Source organism: Acinetobacter sp. GFQ9D191M, assembly GCF_011174875.1.
Lineage (GTDB): Bacteria > Pseudomonadota > Gammaproteobacteria > Pseudomonadales > Moraxellaceae > Acinetobacter.
Genome location: NZ_JAALGV010000052.1, coordinates 223 through 21,003, shown reverse-complemented (window position 1 = coordinate 21,003; position 20,781 = coordinate 223). Strand labels below are relative to the sequence as shown.

At 42.5% G+C, this 20,781-nt stretch carries 21 protein-coding genes and 1 pseudogene; 16 read left to right on the top strand and 6 right to left on the bottom strand.

Going from position 1 to position 20,781, the window contains the following annotated elements; genetic code table 11:
- Positions 1–3 precede the first annotated feature (3 nt).
- Together G5T77_RS08645 and tviB are read right to left on the bottom strand one after the other, a co-directional pair.
- Entirely contained in the window at positions 4–1,032 is a 1,029-nt protein-coding gene (locus tag G5T77_RS08645; RefSeq protein ID WP_166135344.1) for an NAD-dependent epimerase/dehydratase family protein, read from the bottom strand.
- Positions 1,033–1,072: 40 nt separating this feature from the next.
- A complete protein-coding gene (gene tviB / locus G5T77_RS08640) occupies positions 1,073–2,350 on the bottom strand; it encodes a Vi polysaccharide biosynthesis UDP-N-acetylglucosamine C-6 dehydrogenase TviB (RefSeq protein WP_166135347.1) in 1,278 nt (425 codons plus the stop codon).
- A 315-nt stretch (positions 2,351–2,665) separates the two neighbouring features.
- On the opposite strand from tviB, the gene G5T77_RS08635 reads away from it, so the two are divergent.
- The 14 genes and pseudogenes from G5T77_RS08635 (at position 2,666) to G5T77_RS08570 (ending at position 15,444) form a co-directional block, all read left to right on the top strand.
- Positions 2,666–3,769 carry a polysaccharide biosynthesis/export family protein gene (locus G5T77_RS08635; protein WP_166135350.1) on the top strand — a complete coding sequence of 368 codons (1,104 nt, stop codon included), beginning with the start codon at positions 2,666–2,668 and terminating at the stop codon, positions 3,767–3,769.
- Positions 3,769–4,197, top strand: a complete 429-nt coding sequence (locus G5T77_RS08630; protein WP_166135354.1) for a low molecular weight protein-tyrosine-phosphatase — start codon at positions 3,769–3,771, stop codon at positions 4,195–4,197. Before G5T77_RS08635 ends, G5T77_RS08630 begins: the two co-directional genes overlap by 1 nt.
- A 52-nt stretch (positions 4,198–4,249) precedes the next feature.
- Complete coding sequence (locus G5T77_RS08625; RefSeq protein WP_166135357.1) at positions 4,250–6,436, top strand: polysaccharide biosynthesis tyrosine autokinase; 2,187 nt, start codon at positions 4,250–4,252, stop codon at positions 6,434–6,436.
- A 405-nt stretch (positions 6,437–6,841) separates the two neighbouring features.
- Positions 6,842–7,216, top strand: a complete 375-nt coding sequence (locus G5T77_RS08620; RefSeq protein ID WP_166135360.1) for an endonuclease domain-containing protein — start codon at positions 6,842–6,844, stop codon at positions 7,214–7,216.
- Positions 7,217–7,360: 144 nt separating this feature from the next.
- Positions 7,361–8,787 (top strand): annotated as a pseudogene (locus G5T77_RS08615) (capsule assembly Wzi family protein).
- A 195-nt stretch (positions 8,788–8,982) separates the two neighbouring features.
- Positions 8,983–9,687: an FKBP-type peptidyl-prolyl cis-trans isomerase gene (locus tag G5T77_RS08610; RefSeq protein WP_125279709.1), complete on the top strand. Its 705-nt coding sequence runs from the start codon at positions 8,983–8,985 to the stop codon at positions 9,685–9,687.
- A 48-nt stretch (positions 9,688–9,735) separates the two neighbouring features.
- Entirely contained in the window at positions 9,736–10,425 is a 690-nt protein-coding gene (locus G5T77_RS08605; protein WP_005233205.1) for an FKBP-type peptidyl-prolyl cis-trans isomerase, read from the top strand.
- 163 nt (positions 10,426–10,588) lie between these two features.
- A complete protein-coding gene (locus G5T77_RS08600; protein WP_159124503.1) occupies positions 10,589–11,323 on the top strand; it encodes a dienelactone hydrolase family protein in 735 nt (244 codons plus the stop codon).
- A gap of 79 nt (positions 11,324–11,402) precedes the next feature.
- Positions 11,403–11,762, top strand: coding sequence for an HIT domain-containing protein (locus G5T77_RS08595; protein ID WP_166135363.1), 360 nt, complete (start codon positions 11,403–11,405; stop codon positions 11,760–11,762).
- A 160-nt stretch (positions 11,763–11,922) separates the two neighbouring features.
- Positions 11,923–12,957 carry an A/G-specific adenine glycosylase gene (gene mutY, locus G5T77_RS08590; RefSeq protein ID WP_171521888.1) on the top strand — a complete coding sequence of 345 codons (1,035 nt, stop codon included), beginning with the start codon at positions 11,923–11,925 and terminating at the stop codon, positions 12,955–12,957.
- A gap of 51 nt (positions 12,958–13,008) precedes the next feature.
- Positions 13,009–13,551 carry a M23 family metallopeptidase gene (locus tag G5T77_RS08585; RefSeq protein WP_034704894.1) on the top strand — a complete coding sequence of 181 codons (543 nt, stop codon included), beginning with the start codon at positions 13,009–13,011 and terminating at the stop codon, positions 13,549–13,551.
- A gap of 15 nt (positions 13,552–13,566) precedes the next feature.
- A complete protein-coding gene (locus G5T77_RS08580; protein ID WP_004780440.1) occupies positions 13,567–13,812 on the top strand; it encodes a hypothetical protein in 246 nt (81 codons plus the stop codon).
- Between the two features lie 23 nt (positions 13,813–13,835).
- A complete protein-coding gene (locus G5T77_RS08575) occupies positions 13,836–14,417 on the top strand; it encodes a DNA-3-methyladenine glycosylase I (RefSeq protein ID WP_166135369.1) in 582 nt (193 codons plus the stop codon).
- 4 nt (positions 14,418–14,421) lie between these two features.
- Positions 14,422–15,444 (top strand): NAD(P)-dependent alcohol dehydrogenase, encoded by a 1,023-nt coding sequence (locus G5T77_RS08570; protein ID WP_166135373.1) that lies wholly within the window; start codon positions 14,422–14,424, stop codon positions 15,442–15,444.
- 86 nt (positions 15,445–15,530) lie between these two features.
- On the opposite strand, the gene G5T77_RS08565 is transcribed toward G5T77_RS08570, so the two are convergent.
- Positions 15,531–16,421, bottom strand: coding sequence for a LysR family transcriptional regulator (locus G5T77_RS08565; RefSeq protein WP_166135376.1), 891 nt, complete (start codon positions 16,419–16,421; stop codon positions 15,531–15,533).
- A gap of 113 nt (positions 16,422–16,534) precedes the next feature.
- Here G5T77_RS08565 and dkgB point away from each other — a divergent pair, with 113 nt between their 5' ends.
- The gene (gene dkgB, locus G5T77_RS08560) at positions 16,535–17,341 is read left to right on the top strand and encodes a 2,5-didehydrogluconate reductase DkgB (RefSeq protein WP_166135379.1); all 807 of its coding nucleotides are present in this window, start codon (positions 16,535–16,537) and stop codon (positions 17,339–17,341) included.
- A gap of 9 nt (positions 17,342–17,350) precedes the next feature.
- The gene (locus G5T77_RS08555; RefSeq protein ID WP_166135382.1) at positions 17,351–18,526 is read left to right on the top strand and encodes an MFS transporter; all 1,176 of its coding nucleotides are present in this window, start codon (positions 17,351–17,353) and stop codon (positions 18,524–18,526) included.
- 50 nt (positions 18,527–18,576) lie between these two features.
- Here the strand turns inward: G5T77_RS08555 and G5T77_RS08550 are convergent, their stop codons facing one another.
- From G5T77_RS08550 to G5T77_RS08540, 3 genes are all read right to left on the bottom strand, one after another.
- Entirely contained in the window at positions 18,577–19,221 is a 645-nt protein-coding gene (locus G5T77_RS08550; protein WP_166135385.1) for an START domain-containing protein, read from the bottom strand.
- A 57-nt stretch (positions 19,222–19,278) separates the two neighbouring features.
- Positions 19,279–20,100 carry a 4-hydroxy-tetrahydrodipicolinate reductase gene (dapB, locus tag G5T77_RS08545; RefSeq protein ID WP_166135388.1) on the bottom strand — a complete coding sequence of 274 codons (822 nt, stop codon included), beginning with the start codon at positions 20,098–20,100 and terminating at the stop codon, positions 19,279–19,281.
- Positions 20,101–20,303: 203 nt separating this feature from the next.
- The coding region (locus G5T77_RS08540; protein WP_252719417.1) for a transposase family protein at positions 20,304–20,781 on the bottom strand (478 nt) is incomplete at its 5' end.

Genomic DNA, 20,781 nt, shown 5'->3' with positions numbered 1-20,781 from the left:
AGTTTAATTTTTTAATGCCCTTACATACCAACTCATAGCCAATTCAATACCTTGATTAATTTTTTTGGTTGGCTCATAGCCTAATAGGCTTTGAATTTTGTTTATACTCGCTTGCGAATGTCGGACATCACCCACACGAAACTCTCTATAAATAGGTGCTTTGGTATAGGTCACACCATTTTCATTTAACGCAGCTTTAATGGCATTAAACAAATCATTCAGCGTGGTCCGATCCCCCACTGCTACATTATAAACCTGATTTTTAGCTTCATCATTTTGCGTAGTAGCTGCCAGAATATTGGCCTGCACTGTATTTTCAATAAAACAAAAGTCACGACTGGTTTCACCATCACCATTAATAAAAACATCATCGCCTGCAATCATGGCAGCAGTCCATTTAGGAATTACTGCAGCATAAGCACCATTCGGGTCTTGACGTTTTCCAAACACATTAAAATAACGCAAACCAATAGCCTTAAAACCATAAGTCCTTGCAAATACATCTGCGTATAACTCATTCACATATTTGGTCACCGCATAAGGCGAAAGCGGGTTACCAATATTTTCTTCCACTTTAGGCAATGCCGGGTGATCACCATAGGTAGAACTACTGGCGGCATAAGTAAAGCTGTCAACATTCGCATCACGGGCTGCCACTAACATATTTAAAAAACCTGTAATATTGGCTGCATTAGTCGTAATCGGGTCTGCAATAGAACGTGGTACAGAGCCTAAAGCTGCTTGATGCAATACATAGTCCACATTTGTACAGGCTTTTTGGCAATCTTCTAGGTTACGGATATCACCCTCATAGAACTTAAAGTTTGCCCATTGCTCTGCACTCACCAAGTTTTGAACTTCGTCCAAATTATGCTGATGACCTGTGGCGAAGTTATCTAAACCCACAACTCTCTGATTCAGCTTAAGTAAAGTTTCTAACAAGTTTGAGCCAATAAAACCCGCTACGCCTGTCACTAACCAAGTTTTTGGTGCTTGTTGTAATTGCTCACATACTGTTTGATATTGACTCATGAACTTGTCATTCCTTATTTTTTATTTATTTCCACTTTACTTAAAGTCGAATATCGGCTTCTTTCGCGTCTAGCACATATTTTAAATCATAGAGTACATGCGCTTGTTTACCCAAAGCACGAATTTTCGCTGCCCCCATCTGTTTAAACTGCTCATGCGCCACCGCTAAAATAATCGCATCATAGCTATTGTCGCTTACAGACTGTACAGGGCGAATGCCATATTCATGCTCGGCTTCCTGCACATCTACCCAAGGGTCATATACATCTACATCTATTTGATATTCTTTCAGTTCAGTCACAATATCAATAATTTTTGTATTACGAATATCTGGGCAATTTTCTTTAAAACTTAAGCCCAAGACTAAAACCTTAGCACCTTCCACCTGAATTTTCTTTTTAATCATCCCTTTGACGAGCTGAGTCACTACATAAGCGCCCATACCATCATTTAAACGACGACCCGCTAAAATAATTTCAGGATGATAACCAATAGACTGTGCTTTATGGGTTAAATAATATGGATCTACCCCAATACAATGCCCACCGACTAAACCTGGACGGAAAGGTAAAAAATTCCACTTGGTTCCCGCAGCCTGCAACACCGCTTCAGTATCTATACCCAACTTATTAAAGATCACAGCCAATTCATTAATTAAAGCAATATTCACATCACGCTGGGTATTTTCAATCACCTTGGCTGCTTCAGCCACTTTTATACTCGCAGCTTTATGTGTACCTGCTTCAATCACAAGGTTATAAACTTGGTCTACAAAATCTGCCACTTCTGGGGTAGAGCCTGAAGTGATTTTTAAAATATTGGTGACTCGGTGTAGCTTATCACCTGGATTAATCCGTTCTGGGCTATAGCCTGCAAAAAAATCCTGATTAAACTTTAAGCCTGACACTTGTTCCAAAACTGGAATACAGGCTTCTTCAGTTGCCCCTGGGTAAACGGTAGACTCATACACCACCACATCGCCTTTTTTAAGCACTTTCCCAATACTGGTAGAGGCTTTAATAAGTGGGGTTAAATCAGGTTGTTTAAATTCATCAATTGGGGTTGGAACAGTCACAATAAAAAAATTGCAGCTGCGTAAGTCATCTAAATTGGCTGAGTAACTTAAATGTGTCGCTTGTTTAAGTTCTTCTGGCGACACTTCTAAAGTGTGATCTTGCCCACTTTGTAATTCTTGTATGCGTTTTTGATGGATATCAAAACCAACCACTGGCAATTTTTTTCCGAATTCAACTGCCAAAGGTAAACCGACATAGCCTAAACCAATAACGGCAATTTTTAGCTCAGAGAGTTGTAGCATTTTAGCGCCTTTAAATTTATATCTGTATTTTATGAAGAATGAATCTTTCGGCAGGAATACTAGCAGAAATTTATGAAATTTCTATTATGATTTGTGCTCAAATTAGTTGAAAGATGCATCAGTGTATAGTTTTTATGACTATTCAACTTTTTTAATTTAGATTAAATTCACAATTTGCGATTTTTATCATTTTTTTGCAAAGAGTTTGACAGAATCTGCAAAATGATTACAAATTGCTATGTACCTATTTGACAAGTTCGGTAAAATGGCAGCAATTGATTTAAAAGATTTTAAAAATTAATAATGGAATCTCGCGTGCGACACTTTCAACTGGCTGTTTTATTGGCATGTGGCATTGCCACGACGGGGTGCGCTGTCACCTCTGGCTTACAAACTTATGACTTACCAAATGAAGGGGTCTATACCACCGACTTGGGTACAGCGGTCAATGTGATTAAACTCACCCAAGACTCAATGCTTGCGGTGCAGCCTGCGGTTCACAATATTCAACAAGACTATGCACATTTATTTCATACACCACAGCGTCAATACACCTTAAGTTCAGGCGATATTCTTTCTATTTATTTATGGGCATATCCTGAAATTACACCACCAACCAATACCATTAGTAACGAAAAAGCCGTTGAGTCCAATGGTTATCAAATTGACTCACAGGGTTATATTCAATTTCCTATTATCGGGCGTTATAAAGCCGCAGGTAAATCTTTAGCACAAGTGAACCGCGAGTTGCGCGGACAATTGGCGCGTTATTTAAAAACGCCAGATGTGATTGTGCGGGTGTTGTCTTACCAAGGGCAGCGATACTCGGTACAAGGCAATGTCATGAAAGGTGGGCAGTTCTATTTAAATGATCAACCGATCAGTGTATATACCGCTTTAGGTATGGCAGGCGGGGTCAATGCTCAACAAGGTGACAATGCTTCTATGACTTTAGTGCGTCAGGGGCGTAGCTATCAACTCAATACCGTAGAGTTGGAAAAAGCAGGCTTGTCATTGCACAACTTACTCATCCAGCCGAATGACACCTTGTATGTCAACAACCGTGAAAATCAAAAAATTTATGTGATGGGTGAGTCGGGTAAAAATCAATCGCTCCCTATGCGCGATCAAGGCATGAGCTTAAGCGATGTATTGGGTGAAAGCTTGGGCTTAAACCCACTGTCTGCCAGCCGCAGTAAAATTTATGTGGTCCGTAGCCAGCCGAATGCAGCACATACCGAAGTCTATCACATGGATTTAACCAGCATTGCAGACTTTGGCTTGGCTAATCAGTTTAAAATGCGTAGCAATGATATTGTGTATGTCGATGCTTCAGGCTTGGCCCGCTGGCAACGTGTCGTGAATCAGATGATTCCGTTCTCTAGTGTGCTTTATCAACTAGATAATTTGGGTAAATAATGAAAATTAATCACATTTTGGTGGTGTGTATTGGCAATATTTGCCGTAGCCCCATGGCAGAATACTTTTTAAAACAGCAATATCCACAGTTGCATATTGAATCTGCGGGTATTTCAGGTTTGGTTGGTCATGCAGCCGATGACAAAGCCCGTTTATGTATGCAACGTCACGGCATCGACATGAGTCCACACGTGGCAAAAAAGCTCAATGCAGACTTAATTAAAAAAGCCGACCTGATTTTAGTGATGAGCCAAAATCAACAAAAGCATGTGGAACAAACCTGGCCCTTTGCCAAAGGCAAAACTTTTAGATTGGGGCATTGGCAAAGTAAAAACGTTGCTGACCCCTATCAGCACGATCAGGCCGTATTTGATGAGACCTGTGCGTTAATTCAAGCCTGCATTGCCGACTGGAAAAAATATATCTAGTTTCTTGATATTCAGCTTTTTTTAAAATTCTACTTTTTTTGATATTTAAACTATGAGCCAAACCGCCAACACCGAAGACACCATTGATTTAAAGGAATTATTTTTCTCCTTAATCGCACAATGGAAACTGATTATTCTTTGCGTTCTACTCAGTGTAGTCTGCGCTTTACTGTATTTAAGAACCACACCAGACACCTATGCAGTAGATGCCTTAGTACAGGTCGAAGACAGCAAAGGTGCCTCTGCAGCGTTATTGGGTGATCTGTCCAATATGATTGAGCAGAAATCACCTGCACAAGCTGAAATTGAAATTTTAAAATCACGTTTGGTGTTGGGCAGCGTGATTGATCATCTAAATTTAAATATTCGCGTTTCGGGTACAGAAGACAGTTTCTGGAATCGTTTAATTGCCAAGCATGAATATGACAGTGAATATTCATCTCAGTCAGTGCTATTTAAAGACAATCAAAAAAGTTTTGATATCCGCCAGTTCGATATCCCGCAATATTTTCAAGATAAAAAATTAATTTTAAAATTTGCACAAGGCAAATACAGCCTAACCGATGCAGCAACCGAACAGGTGGTTTTTTCTGCACCTTTAAACCAAGCCAGTCAATTACAGTCTGAATTTGGGCTGTGGAAAGTCGCAATTTTTAGTCAAGACAGCTTTAACACTGCCTATAACATCCAAAAGCAAAGCCTGCCTGCTGCCATGAAAAGCTTAACTGCCAACTATTCAGTAGCAGAAAAAGGCAAGTTAACAGGCGTGTTGGGGCTGAATTACCAAGGGTCAGACAAACAACACATTACCCAAGTACTGAATGCCATTTTAGCAGCGTATAGCCAACAAAATATTGAGCGTCGTAGTGCAGAAACAGCACAGACCTTAAAGTTTTTGGAAGACCAACTCCCAGAACTGAAACAACAATTAGATGTGGCAGAACGTGAATTTAACCGTTTCCGCCAACAGTTTAATACAGTCGATGTGACCAAAGAATCTGAGTTGTATTTAACCCAAAGTATTACTTTGGAAACCCAAAAAGCGCAGTTAGAGCAACAAGTGGCTGAAGCTGCGGCCAAGTACACCAACGAACACCCTGTCATGCAGCAAATGAATGCGCAACTGGGGGCAATTAACAAACGCATTGCAGAGTTAGACGGCACGCTCAAACGCTTACCAGAATTACAACGCCAATATTTACAACTGTTCCGTGAAGTAGAAGTCAAACAACAGCTGTATACAGGCTTGCTTAACTCTTACCAACAACTGCGGATTGCTAAAGCAGGTGAAATTGGCAATGTGCGTATTGTCGATACTGCGGTAGAGCCGATTGAGCCAATTAAACCAAAAAAATTACAAATTCTGATTTTGTCCGTTTTCTTGGGTGGTTTTCTGGGCACATTGTTGGCCTTACTGCGTAATATGTTGCGCTCAGGTATTAAAGACTCGAATCAAATTGAAAATGAACTGGATTTACCTGTTTATGCCACTGTGCCACATTCACCTGTGCAAGAAAGCCTTATTAAAATTCTGAAAAAGAAAAAGAATATTCCTATTCTTGCGGTTAAAAATAGTAATGATATTGCCATTGAAAGCCTGCGCAGCATGCGTACTGCCATTCACTTTGCCTTAAGCAGTGCCAAAAACAATATCATTATGATTTCTGGCCCTGCACCAGAATTGGGTAAATCGTTTATTTCAACTAACTTAGCGACTATTTTGGCGCAAAGTGATAAGCGCGTATTATTGATTGATGCCGATTTACGTCGTGGTTATATGCACAAATACTTTAATTATGACCCTAAGCCTGGCTTAACCGAATACCTGAATGGTCAGCAAGAGTTAGGCAGCATTGTACGCAGTACTGAAGTTGAAAATTTAAGCATCATCAGTCGCGGCAAAAGCCCTGCCAATCCTTCAGAGTTGTTGAGTACGCAAAAATTTGCAGACATGCTCACGCACTTGTCGAGCCAGTTTGACCATATTCTGATTGATACCCCGCCAGTTCTTTCCGTCACCGATGGGATTATTATTTCACAATATGCAGGTGTGAATTTAGTGGTGGCACGTTATGCCAAGACGCAAATGAAAGAGCTTGAACTGACTGTCAACCGCTTTGAACAAACTGGCGTGAAAGTCAACGGCTTTATTTTAAATGATATTCAACGTGAAGCGGGCGGTTATGGCTATGGCTATAACTATGCTTATGCCTATAAAGCCAATAAGGATGATGATTAATTCGAAGTGATCGGTGGGCTAAAATCAGCCCACCGTCCCGATATTCCCCAGCCTTTGCAAAGGTGAGTTATATGCTCGTGCTAGCCTCCCCCTTGAAAAAAGGTGAGCCATATATGGCGTAAGGAGGGGATTAAAAAATCTAAAACGTGAGCTATATATAGCAAAAGCCACCAACGTTAAAATCCCTCCTAACCTCCCTTTAAAAAAGGGAGGAATGTTTCATTACAAAGCCTCTGCTTGTGCTAGCCTCCCCTTTGAAAAAGGTGAGCTATATGCTCGTGCTAGCTTCCCCCTTTGAAAAAGGGGGATGGAGGGGGATTAAAAAAATCTAAAAAGATGAGCTATGTATGTCACAAGAAAGCTAATTAAAAATAAACCACTTTTTAAAACAAAGAATAAAAAACCATGCAACCTTATAATAAAAATTTAAAACATAACGCACGACAGTTAAGAAACAATATGACCGAAGCCGAGCAGAAACTCTGGTTACGACTGCGCCAAAAACAAATCTTAGGCTTACAGTTTTATCGGCAAAAGCCTATTTTGAATTTTATTGTAGATTTTTACTGTCCTGCGGCAAATTTAATTATTGAATGTGATGGCAGCCAACATTTAAACGAAAAAGGCTTAAAGTACGATCTATTGCGTGATCAGGTTTTGGCACAATTAAATTTAACTATTTTAAGATTCAATAATTTACAAATTTTACATGAACTCGATGCAGTCATCCAAACCATTGAAAATGTGATTTTAAGTCGACACGCTGATAATCCCTCCTAGCCTCCCTTTAAAAAGGGAGGAACTCCACCATTTACATAAGAATTTTCTTTTGAAATTTACAACACTACTCAACAATTCACATTGCAAAAAACCACGTAAAAACCTATGTTGGTTACATTATATAAACCCTGAGAATGTATAAGAATGATTGCACCTAAAGCACTGCTGGTAACACTGGCATTAAGCTCATCCTTAAGCTTTGCCCAAGGCATTGTCTTAAACGACCAAAACTTACGTACCGATTTAAACTGGCTAAATCAGCAAGGTGTTATTCAAATCAGTACTTCAACTTGGCCTATGAGTGGTGATGAAATTCAACGTGCACTTTCTCAAGCCAAAGTCAGCAATACCAATCAGCAAAAAGTCATAGATGCAGTGGTGGCACATTTAAGTGCCAATAACCAACTGCTCAAAGCCTCTTTTTTTGCAGAAACAGATCAAAAGCATATTCCACAAGCCTTTGGCGACCAACAAAAAGCACAATATCAAGCAGGTTTAGAGCTCAATGCTGGTAATCAGCACTGGGATGCTAAAATTCGAGTCAATGCAGAAAAAGACCCACAGATTGACCATGACCAAGATGTCAATATTGAAGGTTCGTACATTGCAGCCAAGCTTTGGAATCAATGGCTCATCGCAGGGCAAATTCCAACCTATTGGGGCCCTGCGCATGACGGTAGTTTAATTCGTGGTGATGCTAGCCGCCCAATCTATGGCATTACTGCGCAGCGGGCAGAACAGACTGCTTTTAGCAGCAAATGGCTGTCCTGGATTGGGCCATGGCAATATCAAGCCTTTGCCGGACAACTAGATGACTACGATGCTGTACCTGATGCTAAGTTGATTGGTTTACCTTTGCCTTATTTGGAACTGGGTGCTTCGCGAGCTATTCAATGGGGGGAGAAGGACGACCTGAAAGCCTGAGTTCAATTTGGGATGCTTTTGTCGGGAATAAAGACAATGGCGGCACAGGTGAACCTGATCCATCAAATCAAATTGCGGGTTTTGATGCACGCTTAAATCTACAACCATTGCTACAAGTCCCAATGGGAATGTATGCACAATATGTTGGTGAAGATGAAGCCGGCGGCTTACCGGCCAAAAAAATGTATTTGGCTGGAGTCGATTATTCCTCTAGCTATAATAATATGCCTTTTCAGCTATATACCGAATGGGCAGACACCCGTACTAATGGCAAAGCCCAAGGTATTTCTTATAATCACAGTGTATATACCGATGGTTTTTACCAGCATGGTTACCCATTAGCGCATGCGATGGGTGGTGATGGTCAAATGATTTCTGTGGGTGGTGATATTCGTTTCGATCGCCTGAATCGTGTTAATGCACGAGTACTGTTTGCCAAGTTGAATGAATCCACCCGAACTACTAATTTAGCTTTTCCAGCGCAAGATAATTTAAAAGCTGTTGATGTGAGCTGGACCCATTATCTACGTCCCGATATTCCACTAAAATTAAATGGCTGGATCAGTAATTCAGACCTATATGGTAATGATGGCGGTGCATCGATTGGAATTGAATTTCCTTTAGAAAAAGGCTTATTTTCCTACTAAGTTCTTTGCAAAAGATACTTTTAGTTGTGACAATCATTGTTGCTAGACATTCTCGAACAATGATTAAAAGCTAAAATAAAACTCTACCAAACGGCGATGTTTGCTTGCTAAAAAACCACCCGTTCTACAAGATTTCTTAAAATTTTCTGCTAAGATGGACTGAACCTCAACGATAACATTAGATTGGACAAATACATGAGTAAGGCCTTACCGATTGCCGTCGCTGTTCTTTTAGGCGGTGCCGCGCTAGTACCTGTTTACTATGCAACTCAAAACCCTGCTACTCAAACTACAAAAGCATCTAAAGATGCCTCTGCTGTCTCTAAAATCAGCTATGCACTCGGTTATGAAGTGGCGCATCAGACTCCTCCTGAGCTGGACATTAACAGTTTTGTGACCGGTGTACGTGAAGGACATGCGCGTTCTGCACCTGCCTATACGGAAGAAGAATTACAGGCAGCTTATGAGCAGTTCCAGAAAGAAATGCAACAAAAGCAGCTTGATAGTGCAAAACAGGCTCAAGCTTCAAGTGATACTTTCCTGACTGAAAATGCGAAAAAAGCAGGTATTAAAACAACTGCTTCCGGCTTACAGTACCAAGTCACGAAAGAAGGTACAGGTAAACAGCCAAAAGCCTCTTCAATTGTGAAAGTACATTACACTGGTAAACTGGTAGATGGCACTGTATTTGACAGTTCAGTAGAACGCGGTGAACCGATCGAGTTTCCATTAAATCAAGTCATTCCAGGCTGGACTGAAGGTCTGCAGCTGATGAAAGAAGGCGGTAAGGCAACTCTATATATTCCGTCAAATCTGGGTTATGGTGAACAGGGTGTCCCTGGTACGATTCCTCCGCATAGCACTTTGATTTTTGATGTGGAATTAATCGAAGTAAAATAATACAAATAGGGAGAGCGACCAGCTCTCCTTTATTTTTGAGAATTGATAATGAAAATACAAATCAGTTTAATGGTTTTGCTGCTCAGTTCAGGCAGCCTTTTTGCTAAAGAGATCAATAATACAAGTAGTGAAGCTGAGAAGATTGGCTACAGCTTTGGTTATCTGATGGGTCGCAGTAATGCAGACACTTTAAAGGATCTTGATTTAGATGCATTTAGCCAGGGCTTAAAGACAGCCGCTGCTGGACAAAAATCCAGTTTAAGCGATGAAGAAATGACCCAAGTGCTGACTCAGTATAAACGTCAAAGTGATGCCAAAGAACTGATTGTGCTGAAACAGAAAGCTGAAGAAAATGCCAAAGCTGGCAAAGCATTCTTGCAGGAAAATGCGAAAAAGCCAGGCGTTAAAACTACCAAATCTGGTCTGCAATACCTGGTACTGAAAGAAGGTAAAGGGAAATCACCAAGTGCTAACAGTAATGTCCGTGTGCATTATGAAGGTCGCCTGATTGATGGTACCGTTTTTGACAGTTCGATTGCCCGCCAGCAGCCAGTCGATTTCCGTACCACCCAAGTGATTACTGGCTGGACAGAAGGCTTACAGCTGATGAAAGTCGGTGCTAAATACCGCTTCTTTATCCCCGCTGATCTGGCCTATGGACAGATTGGTTCGGGAGATATCATTGAACCAAATAGTACCCTGATTTTTGATATCGAATTACTGGAAATTATTAAATAAAAATTCCTTTAATTGTAAAAGTTAAAAAGAGAGGCAAATTATTTGCCTCTCTTTTTTTGTACTGATGAGAAACGAATTAGTTGGAGCTTTTCATGTATATTCATAGCAGTTTTGCTATTTTATAGTTTAATCAAAATATTCAACAACAATAGAGGACTTCAGCATGGCAGCAATCAAGACCCGCGAAATTCAATATACTGCGCAGGATGGCAGCACTTTGATTGGTTATTTTGCCGCACCGGAAACTGATGCACCTGTAGCCGGTGTTATCGTGGCACCCGAATGGTGGGGCCGCAATGACTATACTGAACAGCGTGCCCGTGAACTGGCGGAACATGGGTATGCCGCGCTGGCAATTGATATGTATGGTGACAAGAAAGTAACCACCAACTCTGATCAGGCCTATCAATGGATGATGCAGACGTTTGAAGATCCGGACACTATCGTGAACCGTGCGAAAGCTGCTTTAGATACTTTGGCGGCACAGGATGAAGTCAATCCGGAAAAACTGGCTGCGATTGGTTTCTGCTACGGTGGTAAAGTGGCTCTGGATCTGGCTCGCTCAAATGCACCGTTAAAAGCTGTGGCTACTTTCCATGCCAACCTGTCTCCTAAAGCACCTGCACAGGAAGGCCAGGTACAGGCAGAAATTCTGGTCCTACATGGCGAAAAGGACAGTATGGTGAGCCTGGATGATGTCGCCAGCTTTAAAGAAGAAATGCAGGCGGCTAAGGTCGAGCATAATGTGATTGTATTTGAAAATGCCAAGCATGGATTCAGTAACCCGCTGGCGGATGAGCGCGCCAAGGCCAATGGTGTCGATCTGGGCTACAATGCTGAAGCAGAGAAACAAAGTTTGGCTGCCATGTATGAATTACTAGCACGACAACTCGCCTAATAACAGATAAATTGATCCGGCTCATGATCGAGCTGGGTCATACATGAAAAAAATAAATTCAATGAAAGGAGCCAATATCATGACTGAAAATAACTGCCCGTACTGTAATTTTGACGAATACGATATTCTGGCTAAAAATGATTTTGCTGTCGTGTTACCTGAACCCAACTCCCTGTCCAAAGGACATTATATAGTTACTCCATTACGTCATGTGGCGTCATTTTTTGAAATCACAGATAAAGAACGTAAGAGCATGATGTCCTTACTTGAACAGGCTCGTAATGAATTGCAATTACGCTATCAGCCTTCCGGTTTTCATGTCGGGTTTAATGATGGCGAAGTATTTCAGGAAAAATCAGAACATTTACACATTCATATTATCCCACGTTATGAAGGCAAGGTATTAAAGCTGGATGCACGCTGGGGCATTGAAGAATAAGAATTTAAATTTTTTTCCCGAGTGAATGCTTTTCGAAGTGTTCACTTGTCCCTTCCATTTATTCATTTTTACTCTTTTTCAGTCTTGCTGTTTTAGCAGACTTTTCATCTTTTAGCTGGGTCTCTTCAGTTATACTAGGCCTCGTTTTCCAGTTTGTTCTATCTTCATGTTTGTATTTTCAGATGCCCTTTTAGAATGGTTTGATGTGCATGGCCGTCATGATTTGCCGTGGCAAGTGGCTGATGATCCCTATAAGGTCTGGGTCTCTGAAATCATGCTACAGCAGACTCAGGTCAAAACCGTGCTGCAATATTTTGAGCGGTTTATTCAACGTTTTCCGACAGTACAGGACTTAGGTACAGCTTCTTGGGATGAAGTCGCACCCTATTGGGCTGGGCTGGGCTATTATGCCCGTGCCCGCAATTTGCATAAGGCAGCCGGTATTGTAGCAAGGCAGGGGCATTTCCCGACGAGCCTGGAAGAATGGATCGCCCTGCCCGGCATTGGCCGCTCAACCGCGGGAGCCTTAATGTCTTTGGGTTTACGTCAGTACGGCGTGATCATGGATGGTAATGTCAAACGGGTGCTGGCACGATTTTTTGCGATCGAAGATGATCTGTCTAAACCGGTTCATGAACGTGCCTTGTGGGAGCTTGCTGAACAGCTTTGCCCGGTTGAACGGAATCATGACTATACCCAGGCGATTATGGATCTCGGTGCGACCGTCTGTGCTCCGAAAAAGCCTTTATGCCTGTATTGTCCAATGCAGCAACATTGCAAGGCACATCAACAGGGTCTGGAAAATGAATTGCCCTTTAAAAAAGCCAAAAAGCCGGTACCGGTCAAAGCAGCTCAAGTGCTGTTGATCCAGTCAGGTGATGAATGGCTATGGCAGCAACGTCCTAATAGTGGTCTTTGGGGCGGGCTTTGGTGTCTGCCAATTATTGAAGACACTCATACATTTGAACAACTGTGCCAGCAACTGGGTCTGAAAAATCTCGTACAAAAGATCCAGATCAGCCACAGTTTCACCCATTTTACCTGGCAGCTTGAAGCCATGGTTTTTGCAGTCGATGCAGATCAGCAGGAACATCTGGCGATTGAGTTACAGGGCTTCTGGATGAACCCGGAAACTGCGGTCAATGCAGGTATTCCAACCGCCATGAAAAAATTGATTTCTACCGTAAATTTATGACATAGTCTGGAACAAGAAGAATCATACTGGCCTCATTTAAGGATAAATATTTTGCGCCATTCTCTTGCGTTTGTCGGGCTTTCTTTGGTGATGTTATTTCTGGTGGCGTGTAGTAGCGCACCGAAACATCCTTCTGCGGTTCAACTTAATCCGGCACTGGTCAAAAAACTGAATCATATGCGTATGCCCTCTTCTCTGCCGATTCCGGTAGATCGGGTTCAGGCTCGTGAATTGAAAGATACTTGGGGAGCTTCGCGTAGTAGTGGCCGTTTGCATGAGGGCATTGATATTCTGGCTCCACGTGGAACCAAGGTTCGTAGTGCGACGCCTGGTCTGATCGCGGATTTACGGAATAACAATTTGGGTGGTAAAGTAGTCTGGATTCTGGGTCCAGGTGGTGCCTGGCATTATTATGCACATCTGGATGGTCATAAGCGTGGCCTGAAAGTTGGTGACTATGTCAAAAAGGGCGATGTCATTGGTTATGTCGGTAATACTGGCAATGCCCGGCATACTGCGCCACATCTGCACTATGGTCTTTATTTAAGTGGTAAGGGCCGTGGTGTCGTTAACCCTTATCCATATTTACGTTAATTTTAGGAAGTTTACATGTCAGAAGCGTTGATCAACCGTCTGGTCGAATTTGCAGAATCAGGCAATCAACAGAAAATCGTGCTCAATGGCCAGACCTATCAGGGCTGGATCATGGAAATTACCGAAGAGGCGCTTCTGATCAGTACCGGTTATGCCGACAAAAGTGGTAAGGATATGTGGATCCAGTTCAGTGATCTGCAGCAGGCAGAACTCTCCTACTGGGATAATCAGCAAGATCAGTGGACGACATTTAAATTATAAGATAATCAAAAAAGGAGCATCCCTTGACGATCCAACGCTGTGGCTGGTGCTCTAATGATCCCCTCTATACTGCCTACCATGATCAGGAATGGGGACAGGCGCTGCATGATGAAAAACGCCTATTTGAAATGCTGTGTCTGGAAGGGCAGCAAGCCGGTTTAGCCTGGATTACTGTACTCAGAAAACGTGAATCTTATCGCAAACATTTCTTTCAATATTCGATTGAAACGATTGCTTCTTTTACAGATGAGCAACTCACCGCAAAACTGCAAGATGCTAGTCTAATTCGGCATATCGGTAAACTGACTGCGATTCGTGATAATGCCCGGGCCTGGCAACAGCTTAAATCTCAAGAAATTGATGTGGTCACATGGTTGTGGTCCTTTGCCCAGCGGCCCCGATTGAATAATGATGTGGCAGATTATCGTCAGGCTCCGGCACAAACCATTGAAAGCCAGAACATGTCCAAAGCCTTAAAAAAAGCAGGCTTTAAGTTTGTCGGTCCTACGATCTGTTATGCCTTTATGCAGGCAGTTGGCATGGTCGATGACCATGAAAATCACTGTTACTTTAAAACAATATCCTCCCATTCAAATAAGAGCTGAATCTATGTCCACTAATACTATTCAAGCCTATGCCGCAATGTCTGCCGGTGCTGCTCTGGAACCTTATCAATTTGATGCAGGTGAACTTCAGCCGCATCAGGTCGAAGTGAAAGTTGAATACTGCGGCCTATGCCATTCTGATATTTCAGTACTCAATAATGACTGGGGATCTTCAGTATATCCTGTGGTGGCCGGACATGAAGTCATTGGAACCATTACACAACTGGGTTCTGAAGCCAAAGGTCTAAAAGTAGGTCAACGTGTCGGTATTGGCTGGACTGCGGAAAGCTGCCAACATTGCGATCCTTGTATTTCAGGCCAGCAAGTGCTGTGTACCGGTGGTCAGGTTGCAACCATCGTCGGTCATGCAGGCGGTTTTGCGGATAAAGTCCGTGCTGGCTGGCAATGGGCAATTCCCTTACCCGAAGATCTGGACCCAGAAAGTGCAGGTCCCCTGCTCTGTGGCGGGATTACTGTATTTGATCCGATTCTGAAACATCAGATTCAGGCTATTCACCACGTCGGTGTCATTGGTATTGGCGGTTTGGGACATATGGCGATCAAGCTGTTGAAAGCATGGGGTTGTGAAATTACCGCCTTTACTTCAAATCTGGATAAAACCGATGAGCTGAAAGCTATGGGTGCAGACCATGTAGTGAATAGTCGTGACCCAGCAGCGCTTAAACCGCTTCGTGGTAAATTTGACCTATTAATGAGTACTGTAAATGTCACACTAGACTGGCAGGCTTATTTATCAACACTGGCACCAAATGGTACTGTACATATGCTGGGCTTACCATTGGAACCCATGCAAATTTCTGCAGGTTCACTGATTGGTGGTGCTAAATCAGTGACTGGCTCGCCAACAGGTTCACCAGCAGCTTTACGTCAGTTATTAAAATTTGCGGCACGTAAAAATATTGCGCCACAAATTGAGTTATTCCCAATGTCGGAAATTAATGCTGCGATTGAACGTCTGCACTCAGGCAAAGCCCGTTACCGGATTGTACTTAAAGCCGATTTCTAATTTTTACTAATCATCAGTAAATCTAGATCTGCCCTAGCATCATGTTAGGGCAGATTTTTTTATGGCTGTATTTGCAAATAATTGGTTTATAAATATTTAGCCAGCTTCTGAGCCAGAAATTCAATAAATAGATGTACCCGTTTAGGCAAATGCTCCTGACGGTAATAGACCGCATGAATTTTTTGATAATGTAGCTCAATCTGCTCTTCAAATAGCGCCTCTAAACGACCCGCCTGCAAATCGTCCTCGACCAGAAAGCGTGACAGACAAGTAATACCCACCCCATATAAAGCCAATTGACGAACCGTTTCCCCATTGGGTGCTCTAATCTTTGGCTTTACAATGATAGGTTCGCCATCCAGCCGAATCGGCCAGGTGTTCAAATGCGTAGGCTGGCTAAAACCTAGCAAAGTGTGCTCCGATAAATCTGCCACTGATTGCGGTCTGCCTTTCTGCTGTAAATATTCAGGACTGGCCACAATATACAAACGGCTGCGGCATAATAATCTGGCATGCAGGCTGGAATCATGCAGTTCTCCAAAGCGGATCGCGACATCGGTTTTATGTTCCAGCAGATCAATCACCTGATCATGATTATTTAGTTCAATTTCGATGTGGGGATAATGCTGCATAAATTCCTGAATTAGCGGCACGATTACATGCAGTACAAAAGGTGTCGCTGAATCGACCCGAATCAATCCTGAAGTATCACTATCTGATTTCAGTAAGGCATCTTCAGCTTCTGCCAGATCATTGAGAATTTTGCGTGCCTTTTCTAGAAATAGCTGGCCCTCTTGAGTCAGTTTGAGTTTACGTATGGTTCTTTCTAAAAGAGTGACATTTAATTTATTTTCCAGACGTTGCAGCGCCCGACTGACACCCGAAGTGGTTTGTCCCAAACGTTCTGCCGCCATGACGATAGAACCACTATCCACAATGGTGACAAAAGCCTGTAATTCTTCAATCGTTGATTTCATTTGTCACTCTTTTGTTGATTTTCGGTCAATAATATTTTGCAAATTCAGCTATTTTTTCGCAACAATAAAAAGCACACAATACTTAACATCGAAAATACTTAAAGATTAAAGCTATGAATATTGTTCCTCAATTTGGTGTCGGTACCTTTCGCCTGTCTGGACAGACCGTCATTGATTCAGTCAAAACAGCATTGGAAGTCGGTTATCGCGCTGTAGATACGGCACAGATTTATGCCAATGAAGCGGAAGTGGGTCAGGCTATTGCAGAAAGCCAAGTTAATCGTAACGAGCTGTTTATTACTACCAAAATCTGGACAGATCATTACGCACCAGACAAATTAATTCCAAGCCTCAAAGAGAGTCTGCATAAATTGCGTACCGATGCAGTCAATCTGACGCTCATTCACTGGCCTGCACCTCGTTTAGGCGTTCAAATTCCTGAGCTAATGCAGACTTTATTAGAAGCCAAACAGCAAGGTCTGACTGAGCATATCGGTGTGTCCAATTTCAATATTGAGCTGACCCAACAAGCCATTGATACGATTGGTCTGGAGCATATCGCCACCAACCAGATTGAACTCAGTCCTTATTTACAAAATCAGCGTCTGGTCAGTTTCCTACAATCTCAGAATATTGATGTCACCTCTTATATGACACTGGCTTATGGCAAAGTACTGAATGATCCTGTTCTGCAAGGAATTGCTGCCCAGCATCAGGCTTCGACTGCACAAATTGCACTGGCTTGGGTCTTACAAAAAGGCTTTGCGGTGATTCCATCTTCAACCAAACGTGAACATCTGCTTGCCAATCTGGCAGCGCAGGAGATACAGCTGACCCAGGAAGAAATGGCCTTGATCAGCACCCTGGAGTGTAATGGGCGCGAAGTCGATCCGGACCAGCTTGCACCTATCTGGGACTAAGCAGAAACCATGAAAATTAATTTTCCTTTGCTTGCACTGGCGGTTGGCGCCTTTGCAATTGGTACCACTGAATTTTCTCCTATGGGTTTTCTGCCAGAAATCGCCCGCGATCTGGAAATTTCTATTCCTCGTGCCGGGATGCTAATCAGTGCCTATGCCTTAGGGGTAATGCTGGGTGCACCGCTAATGACCCTCTGGTTAAGCCGTTATTCCAAACGTAAGTCTCTCATTTTATTGATGGCGATTTTTACGATTGGCAATATTCTGGCGACATTAGCGCCTAATTATCTGGGGCTGATGGGGGCACGCATCATCACCAGTCTGAACCATGGTGCTTTCTTCGGAATTGGTTCGGTTGTCGCGGCCAGTGTCGTTCCAAAAGATAAACAGGCCAGTGCCGTGGCCATGATGTTTATGGGCCTGACCATTGCCAATATTGGCGGGGTGCCACTGGCAACCTGGATAGGACAACACATTGGTTGGCGTATGGCTTTTCTAGGTATTTCCCTGCTTGGTTTGTTGACCATGTTCTCCCTATGGAAAGCCTTGCCAGAAGGCCAAAGCAGTCAGAAACCGGATGTAAAGCAGGAGCTGCAAGTCCTGACTCGCCTGCCTGTTGTTTTAGCTTTATTGACCACCGTAATGAGTGCGGGAGCCATGTTTGCTCTTTATACTTATATTGCGCCAAGTCTGCAAAGCTTTACTAAAGCCTCACCGGCATTGATTACTTTAATGCTGGTGTTGATCGGGGTAGGTTTCTCGATTGGTAATCATTTGGGTGGCAAGTTTGCAGATCTATCCTTAGATAAAACCCTGATTGGCTTTTTAATCTTGCTCATGCTGATGATGCTGCTCTTTCCGATTCTGGCAAGCACAGCTGTTGGCGCAGGTCTGGCATTAATCATCTGGGGTGCCGCTGCCTTTGCCGTAGTTCCACCTTTACAGATGCGAGTCATGTCTGTAGCTTATGATGCGCCTGGACTGGCTTCTTCGGTAAATATTGGTGCCTTTAACCTCGGGAATGCTTTGGGTGCGATTGCGGGTGCCAGTGTGCTGAATCTGGGACTTAGCTATAGTGCGGTTTCATTTGCTGGTGCTGGGCTCAGTGCTGTTGCTTTGCTTTTAGTTTTAATTAAAATGAAACTGGTTCCACAGCAAGATATGACTACGCAGCAATGCCCTTAAAACTTCTTTCAGAAAAAGTCCGCCTAATGCGGACTTTTTTTATTGGTTATTTAACGTAAAGCTTCGGGTAACACAGGCGTTATCACAGGTTTAGCCAGTTCGGTTTTCATTTTTTGCAGCATCTGATAAGGCTGCTGCTGCACAAACATATTCACAAAGGTTAAAGGAATTGAACCTTCAGGATTGGCATAGCCATAAGTCGATACCTTGACCTTGTTATTGGCCAGTTTCTGGAAAGTCCAGTCTCCCTGATAATCAGTCAAACGTACATAATTCGGATTTAGGGCATACCCAGTCTGAATCGCTTTATTCTTAATGGTGATCTGACCATTTGCATCCTTGATCATTTTACCCTGCACAATCAGATCACGATCTTTTAAAGGGAATGGAAAATCCAGCACCATATACAGGGTAAAATCACCTTTTTTATCATCACGCGACAGTACCTTGATACTGCCCATATAAGGCACCCATTTCACTGCATGATCAACATCCAGAATCAGAGAAACGGCATTCTCAATCGGGACATTGTAGGTGGTTTCGGCTTTATAGAGAAAAACGGGATTCCGCTCATCCTGATAGGTCCAGACTTTAATATTATTTTTATTAATGCTGAGTTTGGCATTCTGCACAGAGGTCGACTGTGCTGTAGCGGCAAAGGCTACAGCACACGCCATTAATATTAATTTCTTCATTCCATTGTCATCTTATTTTAGTTTTAAGTTATTTTTATATAGGATTTTGACGAAAATTTATACTTGAATATCGTTAAAACCAAGTACGTCCTTCATGTCATATTTACGTGCATCACGACCAACGACCCAAGCTGCTGCACGTACGGCACCGGCTGCAAAGTTCATACGGTTGGTAGCTTTATGTGTAATTTCAACGCGTTCGCCTTCCCCAATAAACATTGCAGTATGTTCACCGACGATATCACCGCCACGAATAGTCTGAAAACCAATGCTTTTACGTTCACGTGGACCCGTATGTCCTTCACGGTGATATACCGCATCTTTTTTCAGATCACGACCCAGTGCTCCAGCAATCGCTTCACCCATCATGAGAGCTGTACCTGATGGCGCATCCACTTTATGGCGGTGATGTGCTTCGATCACTTCAATATCGACCGTATCACCAAAGACTTTAGAGGCAAGTTCTAGCAGTTTGATCGAAACGTTCACACCAACCGAATAGTTCGCTGCATAGACCACTGAAGTTTCTTTTGCAGATTCATCCAGATAAGCTTTTTGTTCGTCATTCATACCAGTAGTACCAATCACGATCGCAACACCATTTTCACGGCAGATTTTAAGATGATTCACCGTCGCAGCAGGCGCAGTAAAGTCGATCACTACGTCACAGTCTTTAACTACTTCTTCAAGATGGCCGACAACCTTTACACCCAAGCTCCCTACACCAGCCAGTTCACCGGCATCTGCTCCAATCAATGAGCTTTCAGGGCGCTCAACAGCTGCTGCCAATTGGTAACCGGCTTCTTTCACCGCCTGAATAAGGATGCGTCCCATACGGCCGCCTGCACCTAAAATCCCAATGCGTGGTGTCGCTGACATAATATAGTCCTGATGTTGATTCGAAATTGCTCTTACTATAGCAAAACTCGCTCATAACACTAAGATTGATCGCATAAAAATCAATGAAAAGAATTAAAGAAGGTCATGAGGGATTTTGATATGCAGTCGATATAAACAATAGTTTATGGACGAGTAAAAAGAAAAATAATTCCATTAGAGGAATAATAGATCTCTTTCATAAATCATTTTTTGCTCAGTTCCAAGTTGTAGATTCCAGCGATTAAATTGAATCTCAAACCAAGCCTTTTACCTCTATTTCGATAACGCTCAGCAAGGATTTTGAAGGTTTTCAGGCTGCCAAATACATGCTCTATTCCGATTCTTCTTTTATTGATTTCCTGATTATAGATTTTCAATTCAGGATCCAATTTACAGTGTCTTTTGGCTTTTAATGGCAACAGGCTATTCGGATACAACACATAAATCCCCTGATAGCCTTTATCTGCAAGGATAAAAGCCCCAAAAGGAATCTGGTTTAAATTGCGTTTGAACAACTCGAAATCATGCACTGCACCGCGACTGGTACATAAACTCAGAATTTGCTGAGTTTTGTAGTGAATCATGGCCTGTACTTTAAAGGTATGGGTCTTTTTCTTGCCGCTATAGCTTTTCTTCTGTTTTTTTAGGCCTTTGGATTGGAATTTCCGTGGCATCCACGAT

Bases quoted from the DNA above. Each gene is read 5' to 3' on its own strand.
- G5T77_RS08645 (WP_166135344.1), bottom strand. From the start codon at position 1,032: ATGAGTCAATATCAAACAGTATGTGAGCAATTACAACAAGCACCAAAA.
- tviB (WP_166135347.1), bottom strand. From the start codon at position 2,350: ATGCTACAACTCTCTGAGCTAAAAATTGCCGTTATTGGTTTAGGCTAT.
- G5T77_RS08630 (WP_166135354.1), top strand. From the start codon at position 3,769: ATGAAAATTAATCACATTTTGGTGGTGTGTATTGGCAATATTTGCCGT.
- G5T77_RS08625 (WP_166135357.1), top strand. From the start codon at position 4,250: ATGAGCCAAACCGCCAACACCGAAGACACCATTGATTTAAAGGAATTA.
- G5T77_RS08620 (WP_166135360.1), top strand. From the start codon at position 6,842: ATGCAACCTTATAATAAAAATTTAAAACATAACGCACGACAGTTAAGA.
- G5T77_RS08610 (WP_125279709.1), top strand. From the start codon at position 8,983: ATGAGTAAGGCCTTACCGATTGCCGTCGCTGTTCTTTTAGGCGGTGCC.
- G5T77_RS08605 (WP_005233205.1), top strand. From the start codon at position 9,736: ATGAAAATACAAATCAGTTTAATGGTTTTGCTGCTCAGTTCAGGCAGC.
- G5T77_RS08600 (WP_159124503.1), top strand. From the start codon at position 10,589: ATGGCAGCAATCAAGACCCGCGAAATTCAATATACTGCGCAGGATGGC.
- G5T77_RS08595 (WP_166135363.1), top strand. From the start codon at position 11,403: ATGACTGAAAATAACTGCCCGTACTGTAATTTTGACGAATACGATATT.
- G5T77_RS08580 (WP_004780440.1), top strand. From the start codon at position 13,567: ATGTCAGAAGCGTTGATCAACCGTCTGGTCGAATTTGCAGAATCAGGC.
- G5T77_RS08570 (WP_166135373.1), top strand. From the start codon at position 14,422: ATGTCCACTAATACTATTCAAGCCTATGCCGCAATGTCTGCCGGTGCT.
- G5T77_RS08565 (WP_166135376.1), bottom strand. From the start codon at position 16,421: ATGAAATCAACGATTGAAGAATTACAGGCTTTTGTCACCATTGTGGAT.
- dkgB (WP_166135379.1), top strand. From the start codon at position 16,535: ATGAATATTGTTCCTCAATTTGGTGTCGGTACCTTTCGCCTGTCTGGA.
- G5T77_RS08555 (WP_166135382.1), top strand. From the start codon at position 17,351: ATGAAAATTAATTTTCCTTTGCTTGCACTGGCGGTTGGCGCCTTTGCA.
- G5T77_RS08550 (WP_166135385.1), bottom strand. From the start codon at position 19,221: ATGAAGAAATTAATATTAATGGCGTGTGCTGTAGCCTTTGCCGCTACA.
- dapB (WP_166135388.1), bottom strand. From the start codon at position 20,100: ATGTCAGCGACACCACGCATTGGGATTTTAGGTGCAGGCGGCCGTATG.